This is a genomic window from Lactococcus sp. (genome assembly GCF_036648155.1).
GTDB classification, from domain to species: domain Bacteria; phylum Bacillota; class Bacilli; order Lactobacillales; family Streptococcaceae; genus Lactococcus; species Lactococcus cremoris.
On record NZ_JAVXIY010000002.1, the window covers coordinates 101,336 to 115,418 of the forward strand.

General features: G+C 35.3%; 10 protein-coding genes and 1 pseudogene. All 11 read right to left on the reverse strand.

Features of this window, described 5'->3' with window-relative positions; all coding sequences use genetic code 11:
• Nucleotides 1-253: pseudogene (locus RSC39_RS02380) on the reverse strand (cell wall anchor protein); the annotation flags it as partial.
• 264 nt (nt 254-517) lie between these two features.
• Nucleotides 518-2,020 (reverse strand): ABC transporter permease/substrate-binding protein, encoded by a 1,503-nt coding sequence (locus RSC39_RS02385; protein WP_332534841.1) that lies wholly within the window; start codon nt 2,018-2,020, stop codon nt 518-520.
• A complete protein-coding gene (locus tag RSC39_RS02390) occupies nt 2,017-2,934 on the reverse strand; it encodes an ABC transporter ATP-binding protein (RefSeq protein WP_011675807.1) in 918 nt (305 codons plus the stop codon). Before RSC39_RS02390 ends, RSC39_RS02385 begins: the two co-directional genes overlap by 4 nt.
• A 128-nt stretch (nt 2,935-3,062) precedes the next feature.
• Complete coding sequence (locus RSC39_RS02395; RefSeq protein ID WP_332534843.1) at nt 3,063-4,370, reverse strand: NAD(P)/FAD-dependent oxidoreductase; 1,308 nt, start codon at nt 4,368-4,370, stop codon at nt 3,063-3,065.
• A gap of 137 nt (nt 4,371-4,507) precedes the next feature.
• Nucleotides 4,508-4,936 carry a Spx/MgsR family RNA polymerase-binding regulatory protein gene (locus RSC39_RS02400; RefSeq protein WP_332534845.1) on the reverse strand — a complete coding sequence of 143 codons (429 nt, stop codon included), beginning with the start codon at nt 4,934-4,936 and terminating at the stop codon, nt 4,508-4,510.
• A 160-nt stretch (nt 4,937-5,096) separates the two neighbouring features.
• Nucleotides 5,097-6,200, reverse strand: coding sequence for an alanine racemase (alr, locus tag RSC39_RS02405; RefSeq protein ID WP_332534847.1), 1,104 nt, complete (start codon nt 6,198-6,200; stop codon nt 5,097-5,099).
• A gap of 43 nt (nt 6,201-6,243) precedes the next feature.
• Entirely contained in the window at nt 6,244-6,603 is a 360-nt protein-coding gene (acpS, locus tag RSC39_RS02410) for a holo-ACP synthase (RefSeq protein WP_332534849.1), read from the reverse strand.
• Nucleotides 6,604-6,731: 128 nt separating this feature from the next.
• Entirely contained in the window at nt 6,732-8,150 is a 1,419-nt protein-coding gene (pepV, locus tag RSC39_RS02415) for a dipeptidase PepV (RefSeq protein ID WP_332534851.1), read from the reverse strand.
• Between the two features lie 383 nt (nt 8,151-8,533).
• Entirely contained in the window at nt 8,534-8,839 is a 306-nt protein-coding gene (locus RSC39_RS02420; protein WP_155723361.1) for a helix-turn-helix transcriptional regulator, read from the reverse strand.
• A 588-nt stretch (nt 8,840-9,427) separates the two neighbouring features.
• On the reverse strand, nt 9,428-10,546 hold the full coding sequence (locus RSC39_RS02425; protein WP_332534854.1) for a hypothetical protein: 1,119 nt from the start codon (nt 10,544-10,546) through the stop codon (nt 9,428-9,430).
• A gap of 141 nt (nt 10,547-10,687) precedes the next feature.
• Entirely contained in the window at nt 10,688-14,077 is a 3,390-nt protein-coding gene (locus tag RSC39_RS02430) for a KxYKxGKxW signal peptide domain-containing protein (RefSeq protein WP_332534856.1), read from the reverse strand.
• Nucleotides 14,078-14,083 lie beyond the last annotated feature (6 nt).

The following is a 14,083-nucleotide window of genomic DNA, read 5'->3' on the forward strand; positions in this document are numbered from 1 at the left end:
CCTCTTTAGTTTGCATTTCTGCCTGTGAACTTCCTGTATTTCCTTCGGTTGTCGAATCAGACACGGCAAGGGAAGAATTTACAGTTGGATTGTTGACAGCTTCAGCTTGGCTTGTTTGTGTAACAGCTAGATTTTCATCTGCTTTTACTGCTAAAGGCAAACTAGTAACTAACAAACTTAAAAGAATTCCAGTGCTAAGCAACCAAAATTTGCTTGGTGACTTCATCTGAAAGGGGTTTTTCTGATTTTCCAATGTAAAACCTCCTTTTAGTGAATATTTTTTGTTTTCTGATTATTTAATATTATACACTTAATCAGAAACTTATGTCAACATAAAGTAATAATTTTAACCAAATTTATAAACAAGACTTTTAGAATACAAAAAAAAACCTACCAAAAGTGATAGGTATCTATTTCAATAAAAGGCTGAAATATCTTATGTTGTGTTCTTACACGCGCATTTATATTTTCTCCTCCTCTTAAAAGAAAAAGACCATTATACAATGGTCTTTTTCTTTTAAATTAATCCTTTAGCTTTTAAATATCTTTCTGCTACTTTTGAAGCGTCTTCCTGCTTAACATTAACATCATAGTTCATCTCAATCATCTCTTGGTCAGTAATTTTTCCTGACAGTTTATTGAGAATCTTCTTGAGTTCAGGATATTTTTTTAATAAACTTTCTTTCATCAGTGGTGCTGCCTGATAAGGTGGAAAAAGGTTCTTATCATCTTTTAAAACAGTAAGATTATATTGTTTAATTTGACTGTCAGTAGAATAGACTTCAGCGACATCCACAGCCCCAGAGTTTAAGGCATTATAAATCAGACTACTTTGCATGGTTTTGACATTTAAATCAAGTCCATATCGTTTTTTCAAGCCAATATTTCCATCTGAACGATTAGCAAATTCAACATCAAAACCTGCAGTTAATCCTGAAACGTTAACCAAATCAGAAATTTTCGTGAGCTGATGTTCTTTAGCAAAATCAGATTTGACAGCAAGAGCATAAGTATCTTGAAATTTCATTGGTGATAAATAGGTAAATTGATTGAGTTTTTCAATGCCTTCTTCTGCTTTTTGCCAAACTACAGACGGGTCAGTAGAATTAACTGGGTCTTTTAAAAATGTAGAAGTAATCGTCCCTGTGTATTCAGGATAGATGTCAATTTTTCCTGCTTTTAAGGCATTATAGAGGAAAGTCGTATCACCAAAATTTGATTTTAAATTGACACGAATATTACTATCCTTCTCAATGAGTAACTTGTACATGTTAATCAATACATCAGGTTCTGCTCCCAATTTACCAGCAATTGTAATTTGTGGATGATTAGAAGTTTGAGGGCGATAATAAGAGCCTCCAAGAACGAGTAAGCCAATGAAAAAACTGATGAGAATTGTTTTTATCTTGGCTTTTTCTAAAAATTTTAAAAGACTACTGAAAATAATCGCTAAAAGTGCTGACGAAATGGCTCCAATCAAAATCAATGAAACATCATTCATATTTATTCCAAGAAGAATAAAGTTTCCTAAACCTCCAGCGCCAATCAGGGCAGCGAGTGTCGCGGTACCAATGACCATAACTGTACTCGTCCGAATTCCTGCCATGATAAAGGGCATTGCCAATGAGAGTTCAAATTTCATCAGTCGTTCCCTGCGATTCATCCCAAATGCCGTTGCGGTCTCAATCAAGGAAGGTTCAATTTGCTCTAAACCCGTATATGTATTTTGAACAATTGGAAAAATCGCATAAACAACAAGTGCAACAATGGCTGGTAAACTTCCAATTCCGATAAATGGAATTAATAATCCCAAAAGAGCTAAACTAGGAATGGTTTGAAAAATTCCTGTGACTTGCAAAATCGGTTCGGCAATTTTCGGAAAACGTCGAAGTAAGAGGGCTAGGGGAATCGAAATCAAAATCGCAATAAAAATTGAAATGAGTGAGATTTGAATATGTTCCAAAAGCGCCTGCCAAAATTGTCCTTGCTGATTTTGAAAAGTTGAAATTAATTGGCTCATTTTTCACCTCCTGCAATATAACAAATAATATCATCTGAGGTGATGCTTTTGCCCCTGTATTTCAAAACTTCTTTTTCAGATAGACGATTGATTATTTCAGATATCGTTGTATTTTCAGCAACTTCTTGTGCTTCTGGATTTACTGACAGCTCTGTCAGTAATAAATTTTCAACAGAAACCGTTGATAAGTTCTGATGATATTCTTTGAAAAATGTTTTAACGAAATCATTTGCTGGATGTTGATAAATATCAGCTGGCTCAGCAATTTGCTGGATTAAGCCATCATTCATAACGGCCACACGGTCAGCCAAATATAAGGCTTCATCTAAATCATGAGTAACAAAGACAATCGTCAAATTCATTTTCTTTTGTAAATCTTTAATAAATATTTGCAACTGACGACGTGAAATTGGGTCAAGTGCTGAAAAAGGCTCATCCATCAAAACAATTTTAGGATTGGCAGCAATTGCCCGCAAAATTCCGACCCTTTGTTGCTCCCCTCCTGATAATTCACTGGGTTGGCGGTGAGCATAATCTTTAGCATCCAGACCAACTAAATCTAGAAGTTCATTGGTTCTGTCAGTAATTTTTGTTTTATCCCAACCTTTCATTTCAGGAATCAAAGCAATGTTCTCTGAAACGGTTAGATTGGGAAATAAAGCGATTTGTTGTAAGACATAACCCACAGATAATCTTAATTTCCTCAGATTTGTTGTACTTACTTCTTCATTGTTGATTAAAATTTTCCCCTCACTGTGAGTGACTAATTGATTAATCATCTTTAAAGTGGTCGTTTTTCCACTTCCACTCGGCCCTACTAGCACAAAAAACTCTTGGTCTTTAATAGTAAAATTAGCATGATCAAGAATTTTTTTACTAGCGAAAGCCTTGGACACATTCTGGAATTCAATCATGAATGTCCTCATTTCTATCATTAAAATTTACTGACCACTTGAAAATATATTCTGTCAGTAAAAAATTTTCTTCAGCTTTGACTTATGGTTTCTTCTATTATAATGTTACTCATCAGTCAAGCAAACTGTCAGTAAAAATATTCTAAGTCACTGGCTACTGTTGGATAAGTAAAAATCATTTTTTCAACATCAGCCAATGTCATTTTTTGTTGAATTAAAATACTGATTAAATTAATCACTTCATCAGCCACTGAACTTACTGTTGAAGCACCGACGATTTCTTGATTTTCATTGATGGCAACTTTTAGTTTTGCTAAGGGGTCATTAATTCTCTTATAAGTATACCAAGATTTTAAATTCAAACTTTTTGTGCGAATTCCAGTCCCTGTCAAAATACCAACCTCAGCTAATTTCGCCGTTCCAAAAATAATTGTCGGAATCTGTGGATAATGGATTGGTACTTTATTAGCATTTGGCAAATTTTGACCCAAATAATTTCCTTCAAATGAAGAAACAGGAGTTAAATGAGGCTCCGCTTTAGAGAGGACATCTCCCATGGCATAAATTTTAGGATTGCTTGTTTGTAGATAGTCGTTTACTTTAATCCCTTTGGGGTCTGTTTCAACGCCAACTTTATCTAAATTAAGCTGATCGCTATTTGGCTGACGACCAACTCCAGCAATCACTAAATCTGTTTTATGTTCAAAACCAGCTCCATCAGTCAACAAAAAACCGTCAGTCAATTTTTCAACTTTGCTTACAGAAATATCTTCAATAAAATTAATGCCCTGATTTTTGAGGTAATTGATAAATTCTTGTCCCATTTCTTCATCAAAATGAGCAACATTACTTTTCTTACGAGAAATAATCGTTACATCACTTCCAGCAGCTTTAGCAATTTGAGCTAATTCTAATGATATTGGCCCACTTCCCATGAAACTAATCTTAGCAGGTAATTCTTCAAGAGCTAAAAAATCATTACTTGTTTTTAGAAATTCGCCACCATCAAGTTCTAGACGACGTGGACGACTTCCTGTCGCAATAATATAAGTTTTGGCCTGATAAATCTCTCCTGCAACTTGCAGTTCTCCTTGCTCAGTAAAACTTGCGCTACCATATATCGTTTCAATATCAGCATTTTTTAACCCTTCAAAAGTCGATTTTTCATAAGGGTCGGTAATATTTAACTTACGACTTCGCAAACCTTTCCAATCAATCTTTAAATCACCCGAAATTCCTTGACCTTTTAAATGTTCAACATGACTTTTAGCCTCAATCACTGCCATCATCATTTTAGTTGGGTCACAACCATAATTTGGACAAGTTCCACCCCACTTATCATTTTCAATGATTGCAATTTTATTATCTTTCGTTTTAAGGCGATAAGCTAAGCCAAGTCCCCCAGGTCCTGCTCCAATAATAATATAATCAAACATTCTTTCTCCTTCTAATTTTCAAATTAAACTTTTAATGTAATAACTTACAAGGCTTTAGATTAATTCTACTTTTTTTCTCCCAAATATCAAACCATTTAGCCTTTAATATAAAAAAATCAGTAGTAAGCACTACTGATTTATCCTTCTTGAAATTCCTCTTCCAAATCAAATTGATATAAGCGCTCTGTAGCTGCTTCAATTTGGATTTTTCTCATTTTTCTAGGCAAAAATTTTCTGATTTCATCGTCATTATAGCCGACTTGCAACCGTTTATTATCAATAATCAATGGACGACGTAAGATTGTTGGATTCATTTCAATCAGCTCAACTAAATCATTTAATTTAATTGATTCAAAATCAATATTTAAACGTTCGTAAGCTTGACTCCTCTTAGAAATAATATCTACTGTCCCCCCTTCTGTTAGGGATAATATTTCTAATAAATCCTCTCTTCCAATATGATTTGTAACTAAATTTATTTCCTGATAGGCAAGTTGATGTTTTTCCAACCATTCTTTCGCTTTTTTACAAGAGCTGCAAGATGCTACCGTGTAGATTTTTATCATAATGTTCACCTCATCTATTTCTTATCACATTCTCATTTATCTCTTAATTATATTCTACCATAAAAAGATAATTTGTAAAGGCTTTTATGAGATAAAAATGAGGTTATCATCTGTTTTTAACAGAAAACAAAAAAACTGTAAAAATACAGTTTTTTTAATTTTATTTATAGATTCTTTTGATTCTATCAGAAAGTAAGCAAAGCACTTCATAATTAATCGTTCCACGCCAATCAGCAACGTCTGTTGTCGTGATTTCATTAGCCTTATCTCGACCAATCAAAGTGACCTTCGTTCCCAAAGGGTAAGACTTATCAAGTTTTATCATCATTTGATCCATACAAACTCGACCAACAATCTCACAAAACTTTCCATCAACAAGCACTTTGAAACCTTGCATTTGACGGGTCCATCCGTCAGCGTAACCAATTGGAACAGTTCCAATCCAAGTTTCTTCACTCGTCTCATAAGTTGCACCATAACCAACCGTTTCACCTGCAACTATTTTTTTTATATGAGTCAATTCAGAAACTAAAGAGAGAGCGGGTTCAATTTCAAAAGGAAGTTCCAAAGTTTTACCACTTGGATTCAAGCCATACATTGAAATCCCTAAACGTTCAATAGCTTGAACTTGTTCCTTATGCCATAAAGCGGCGGCCGTATTAGTTGAGTGAACAAATTTTGGTTGACGTGATAATCCGGCCATAATTTTGTTAAATCTTGCCTGTTGATCTTTAAATTTTGTTTCATCAGCCATATCCGCAGTCGCAAAATGAGTGAAAATTCCTTCAAAATTAATCGCATATTTATCAGCAAGTTCAATCATCTGATTAGCTTCTTCAACATCACGAATACCAATCCGACCCATACCAGAATCTACACCAATATGAATCTTTAAATCTGAAAGTTCTGCTTCTTCTTGAACAACCAATTTCAACCATTCTAAACTTGGGGCAGTCAGACTAATATTAAGGGCAGCTGCAATATCAACATCTTCTGGAACAATTCCGGATAAAACTAAAATCGGTTTAGTCACCAGATGATTTCGTAATTCAATTGCCTCATCTAGGTTTGATACACAAAAACCACCTACCAAATCGCTCACCGCTTTAGAAACCTCAACCGAGCCATGACCATAAGCATCTGCTTTCACTGCTGGCCAAATCTCTGCATTAGGGTTAATATGCTTTTTAAATTTTTCAATATTATTTCTAATCGCTTTTAAATCAACAATAGCTGAAGTATTACGATGTGGTGAAGTTTTCATCTTTTAAACCTTTCTCTAGTTTAAGCAAAATTTTTATTACTTCTTAATTTTTTTCTAAAACAACAAAAGCAACTGCTTCTAAATTACTATGCGAAATAGATAAATGAACTTGACCCTCAAAAGGATGTTTTGAAAAATAAGGTTTTCCCAATTCATCATTTTTTATTTCAAGATCATGCATTCCTAAAGCTTTACCAAATCCGGTACCATAAGCCTTAGAAAAAGCCTCCTTTGCCGCCCAGCGTCCAGCGAGAAATTCTGTTTTACGAGCAGTGGATTGAAAATTATTGTACTTTTCTAGCTCCATTGTTGTAAGAACTTGTTCCACAAAACGCTCTGAGCGCATTAATGCTTTTTGAATTCGAGAAAGTTCAACATTATCAACACCTGTCCCAAAAACCATCCTTTCACCTCTATTTCTAGAATAAAGGCTAAAATCTGGCAAAGACTGCCAGATTTTTCACCTTTTGAAAACAAATTTTTATTAGTTATAAATTTTCTTAAAAGAGAGAATCTCTAAATTTTTATAACTTATTTTGCAAGTTCATAAATTGCTTCAGCATAAATCACTGCCGCTTTGTAGATATTTTCAACAGGTTTCATTTCATTCGCTTGGTGCATTGAATCTGGTTCGCCTTCAAACATTGCTCCATAAGCAACACCACGTTCCAACAGACGACCGAATGTTCCACCACCAATGATTGTTTCATAGCCTTTAAGACCAGTGTGTTTTTCATAAACATCAATCAATGTTGATACAAGTGGGTCTGACATTGGAACATAGTGAGGTGTGTGGAGGTGTTTTGAAAGTTCAACTTCAACAACCCCATCAAGTTTAGCAAGAATTTCTTGCATACGCTCTGGGCTGTTCCCTTGTGGGAAACGGAAATTGAGGGCGATTTTACCTTCACCATTTTCATCAAATGACCAAACACCAGCATTCATTGAGGTATTTCCCATCAATTCATCAACAAAAGCTGTACCTAATTTTTCACCTTCATGATCTTCAAGAAGTTTTTCAGCCCCAACTTTAATGAAGGCAGCAGCACCGTCAGCAAAGTCAAATTGATTCAAGAACAAAGTAAGATAAGTTGCTCCATTAATCCCTTTTTCTGGCATCGCACCATGCGCTGATTTACCATAAAGCGTAATTGTTGCTTTTCCATCAGCTTCTTCAAGGTCAAAACGAAGATTTTTGCTTGCATGTTCAGCTACAAATTTTTCAAGTGCAACTTCTAAATCTTTAGCACCTGAAATCACTGCAGTTGCTGATTCTGGAACCATATTTTCTGCAAGACCTGCTTTAAAGCTGTGAAGAACAACTTGACCAGCATTTTTACCTGAGAAATGGAGATATTCTGTGATATTTCCTTTTTCACCATTGATAATTGGGAACTCAGCATCAGGTGAGAAACCAAAATCAGGCAATGGCAATTCACAGTGCTCAAAGTAGTAATCCATATCTGCCCAACCTGTTTCTTCGTTTGTACCAACGATGAAGCGGATTTTTTTAGATAATGGAAGATTAAGTTCTTTCAAAATTTTGAGTGCATAGTAACATGCAACTGTTGGTCCTTTATCATCAGAAGCACCACGGGCATAGAGATTTCCATTACGGATTTCTGGCTCAAATGGATTTGAATCCCAACCAGAACCAGCAGGAACAACATCTAAGTGACCAATAATTCCGAGAACTTCGGCATCAGCCTTTGCTCCATTTTCATATTCAAAATGTCCAACATAGTTATCATAATTTTTAGTTGTATAACCATCACGTTCAGCAATTTTCAAGAAAGCATCCAAAGCTTTTCTTGGACCAGGGCCAAATGGATTTTCAGCATCTGCATGTTCCATATCCATTGCAGAATCAATGCGCAAAAGGCTAAACAAATCTTCCATCAAAGCGTCTTTACGCTTTTCAACTTCAGCTTTAAAATCAATAGTTGTCATAATCTTCTCCTTGAAGTAGTATATTTATCTATTGTATCATAGTTAAGCATTATGGTGCAATAAGTATCATAATCCATTGGCCATATTTATGTCTCTTTCAAATCATCTCAATTTGTATCTCTTTATACATTTATGCCTTTTTCTCAACTTATAAACTTTTAAAATATATATTATTGATTTTTAAATAATTTTAATAAAAATACCAGCTAAAAATAAAAAGACAAGAAATTAATCTTGTCTTTTAAATCTCAATTATAAAAGAAATTCTCCTGCTTTTTAAAGTTCTATCTCTAATACTGATTTTCAAGTTTTTGGCCATGCTTGGCTCTATCTCTTAGTATGAAAGATAATTCATTAAAAGCTCTCTCTCTCTGCCATCTCACTTATTTTGAAACTAACAACCATTCATAACAGAGAAGACACATTTCTTTTTTTTCTTCAATACTAAGTGATTTAAAAAGAAAATTGGCTGAAGTACTTTTAGGTTGAAGCTCTTTACCAAGTAAATATTCTGGAGTAACTCCGAAATAATGAGCCAATTCAACTACTCTTGTCCCTGAAGGATCTCGCCCTTCTTTATAATTATGTAGGGCATTTCTTGGATAGTTCATTTCTCTCTCAATTTTATTAAAAGATTTTTTTGATGCCTTAGCCAAATCTCTTAAACGTTGATAAAAGTTACTTTCCACTATTTCATTCCTTTCTTTAAGTATGATAACTATTTTATCTCCCGAATTTTTTATTATTTATTATATACCATCAAACTAAACTGTTTTTCTCATATTTTCCTGATTGTTAAACTCTGGCATCTTTCATATCCTAATCAAGTGTACTCGTGATGAGCTACCACTTTATAATCAAATATTCTTCAATCAATCACGCCTTTATATCAAGTATTTACCAGTAAAATTTTTAAGAAGTTTTATCACATTAAATTAAACAGTCCTATTCCCGATTTTACTTCTAATGGAATAGGACTGCTTTTCTAGGAATAGATTACTCCAATCAAATTCCATTTCATGATTAATAACTCATCTAACGGATAAAATCTATTGATTCAAATTATTTTTGTCACAATTATCGCTCTAACTTCAAATGATGATTTTTTATTTCTAGTGCTTTAGAAGGAACCCACTTAGGTAAACTCAAAGTATTACCTTTATGTGGAGCCCTACTAGAAATAACCTCTTTCTGATGCTATAACGTTTGAATTCATCCTGAGCTGCTGCTTAAATTTTAGAATAACTTTAGTTCAATTGAGTGTTTAGAACAAGATATTATCTATATGGTCGACCATTGTGTTCTCTAAAATATTTCATGTCATCGTTAGGTTCAAAATCCAATTTATCAATCATTTGCATGACTGCCCATTTAGCAGGGAACATACTCCGAATTAGATTACCAATTCTATTAACATTAAAAACCATTTTATTGTAATCTTCTTTGGTTATTTTTTCAGGTATGTTTGGTAAATCTTCCAAACTGTCAATAACGATACCTATATTATTTTCTTTAACATACTTAGCCATCGCTGATTGAGATGAAACAATAACAGGCAAGTCGGCCGCTAAATACATAGATAGTTTATGAGGGGCATTAATCTTTTCATACTCACCATATAATCCAGTAATATAAGGATAAGTTGTCGATTTCCATACAAGTCCAAAATCACCTTTCAATACATGAGTGATAGCTTCACTATCAAAGTTACCCATTAGGTTAATATTTGGATTTGGAGTGATACTTTTATTCTCACCATAAACATTAATATTGATGTTTTCAGGAAGTTGATTCAAAAATTGTGCAACATCTAGATTACCTGCATAATCAAGACTCATATTAGGAAAGTCATCCCATTTTCGTTTCCAATCAAACGTCATTCTATTAGCTCTGTAACCAAAATATTTTTGAATAATATAAACTTGATTACTACTATAATCATAATATTTAAACTCTTCATCTAGCCTATTTTTCATCACATCACTATGAACAATCAGACCTTGACATAAAGATAAAGTTTGGAAAAATTCGGCTCTGGCAGATTCATTATAATTTCCTGGATCTCTCCAAGGTAGTACATCATGAATGTATGCAACAACTTTCGCTCCAAATGTTTGAGTCACTTTTTCTATGAAACATTTCATGAAAAATACACTTGTGAACTGTGGAAATTGTAAAAATATTATATCACCTGTTTTAACCGCATTAGTCACCCCATTAATATGCTCATCAATATCTTTAGGATCTCCAAAAAAACCCAAAGATAGTTGTTTAAAGTCCATATCTTTTACCATTGTTTCTTCAAAGTCGAACCGTGCTTTTCCACCAGCTCCTCCCCAGAACGGGTAACCGCCAGCACCATGCCAGCTATTATTAGTTACAACCCAATTAGTCATCTAAAATCCTCTTTTTAAACTTATTATTATCTCTTTCACTGATGATTTCTGAGGGGGATAAATTGCTTTTATAATATATTTAGACAATCTAATAACCTCCCCAGTTGTCAATCAGTAATTTGACTATTGTCTAGTCATTTATCAATTTTCTTCTTTTCTTCTTTTTGCTGCAATTGCAACAAGTAACATTGTCAACATTGTCACTAAAGTTCCTACTTCAGATAATGAGCCTTCTTCAACCCCTGTTTTAGGTAAATAACCTGATGGTGGATTTTCAGAAGTTTCTGAGTTATTACTGCTTTCTGAATCAGAGTCACTTAATGAATCGGACATTGAATCTGAATCGCTCAATGAATCACTATCAGAGACTGAATCAGACATTGAATCTGAATCGCTCAATGAATCACTATCAGAGACTGAATCGGACATTGAATCTGAATCACTCAATGAATCACTATCAGAGACTGAATCAGACATTGAATCTGAATCACTCAATGAATCACTACCAGGCAATGAATCAGAATCGCTAACTGAGTCAGATGTTGAATCTGAATCAGAAACTGAATCACTGGTTGAATCGCTATCGCTGACTGAGTCAGATGTTGAATCTGAATCGCTGACTGAATCGGACGTTGAATCACTATCACTGACTGAATCAGATGTTGAATCACTATCACTGACTGAGTCGGACGTTGAATCACTATCACTTACTGAATCAGATGTTGAATCACTATCACTGACTGAGTCAGATGTTGAATCACTATCAGAAACTGAGTCAGATGTTGAATCACTATCACTGACTGAATCAGATGTTGAATCTGAATCGCTGACTGAGTCGGATGTTGAATCTGAATCGCTGACTGAGTCGGATGTTGAATCACTATCACTTACTGAATCACTGGTTGAGTCAGAATCACTTACTGAATCGGATGTTGAATCACTATCAGAAACTGAATCACTGGTTGAATCTGAATCACTGACTGAGTCGGATGTTGAATCACTATCACTTACTGAATCACTGGTTGAGTCAGAATCACTTACTGAATCGGATGTTGAATCACTATCAGAAACTGAATCACTGGTTGAATCACTATCAGAAACTGAGTCGGACGTTGAATCTGAATCGCTAACTGAGTCAGATGTTGAATCGCTATCACTTACTGAATCTGACGTTGAATCTGAATCGCTGACTGAGTCGGATGTTGAATCACTATCACTGACTGAATCAGATGTTGAATCACTATCAGAAACTGAATCACTGGTTGAATCGCTATCACTTACTGAGTCGGACGTTGAATCACTATCAGAAACTGAATCGCTTGTTGAATCGCTATCACTTACTGAATCTGACGTTGAATCTGAATCGCTGACTGAGTCGGATGTTGAATCACTATCACTGACTGAATCAGATGTTGAATCACTATCAGAAACTGAATCACTGGTTGAATCGCTATCACTTACTGAGTCGGACGTTGAATCACTATCAGAAACTGAATCGCTTGTTGAATCGCTATCACTTACTGAATCTGACGTTGAATCTGAATCGCTGACTGAGTCGGATGTTGAATCACTATCACTGACTGAATCAGATGTTGAATCACTATCAGACACTGAATCTGACGTTGAATCACTATCACTGACTGAGTCAGATGTTGAATCACTATCAGAAACTGAATCACTGGTTGAGTCAGAATCAGAAACTGAATCGCTTGTTGAATCAGAATCACTTACTGAGTCGGATGTTGAATCACTATCAGAAACTGAGTCAGACGTTGAATCTGAATCACTTACTGAGTCGGATGTTGAATCACTATCAGACACTGAGTCAGATGTTGAATCTGACGTTGAATCACTATCAGAAAGCGAATCAGAGAGCGAGTCACTTGAACTATCACTATCGGAAACTGAGTCAGACGTTGAATCAGACGTTGAATCGCTATCACTTACCGAATCACTGGTTGAATCAGAAACCGAATCACTCGTACTGTCACTATCAGATGCAGAATCGGAAATGGAGTCACTCGTGCTATCACTATCAGATGCAGAATCAGACGTTGAATCACTATCAGAAAGCGAATCAGAGAGCGAGTCACTCGAGCTGTCACTATCGGAAACTGAGTCAGAAACTGAATCAGAGGTTGAATCGCTATCACTTACTGAATCAGAAAGTGAATCACTTGTACTGTCACTATCAGATGCAGAATCGGAAATGGAGTCACTTGTGCTATCACTATCAGATGCAGAATCAGACATTGAATCACTATCAGAAAGTGAATCAGAGAGCGAATCACTTGAGCTGTCACTATCGGAAACTGAGTCAGAAACTGAATCACTATCACTGACTGAATCAGAGGTTGAGTCAGAATCGCTTATTGAGTCAGAGGTTGAATCAGAACCACTGACTGAATCAGAGGTTGAGTCGCTATCACTGACCGAATCACTGGTCGAATCAGAATCACTGACTGAATCACTGGTCGAGTCACTATCACTTATTGAATCACTGGTTGAGTTACTATCCGATTCAGAATCGGAAGATAAATCACTGTCAGATTCAGAATCAGAGGTTGAATTACTGTCAGAAACTGAATCACTGGTTGAGTCAGACTCACTTGGTAAGGTATCCTTATATCTTAAGATTACCGTTTCCTGGTCACGACCAATTAACTTCCCTGTACTAGTAATTGGATCATAAGTCAATCCATTAATAACTGGAGGGATATCACTTACTGTATACTCTTGAATTTGATTATAAAATACTTCCTTAGTATCAGTTCTTAGCGTGTGTCCTGCTTCATCTTGGTACTTAACAATTACAGAAACTTGCTTTGGAAACTCTGGTTGCCAGTCCTTATCCGAAGGTAAAGCTGTTCCTGGTATTTCTCCACCAGTCATACTACGATATTTTACATAGATACCTTGAATATTGTTTGTAGCTTCTTTAGGTTGCGTAATTACGGAAGACATGACAAAATTCGAACCTGTCTTAATTACAATCGTTGAACCTGAAGATAAGTTTTGCGGTGAAGTTGTTACTAGTGCCGGACTACTCGTAAGATGGACACTCCCGTCATAGGTAGCCGTTGCGTAATAAACTTTTGATGGATCTGCTTTACTTACTAATAGTACAACAAGTTGAGCATCATCATTGTTTATCGCACAAATTCCTTGAGTCCAATAACCATCAACATTAATATAGTAACCATCTGTTGGATTATTTGCCTCATCACTAAGTGTTATTGTTACTTCTTGACCGGCTTTGGCACCTGTCTCTACAACATTTGCATTACTAGCCGGGATATTCACACTACTCTGATTCACCAACAGTTTATCACTGTCAACCTCTTTAGTAGTAGTATCACCAGAACCTATAGTATCGGCTTTAATCATAGGAACCGCAATTCCTCCACCTCCAACGATACTAGCTATCCCGGTGATTGTGGCATACATCCACGTTTTTTTTCGCTTATAGGATTTATATCTTTCTTTTTTGTCAGACATCCATAATTTTTTTATATTATTCTTTCTGGACATTACCTT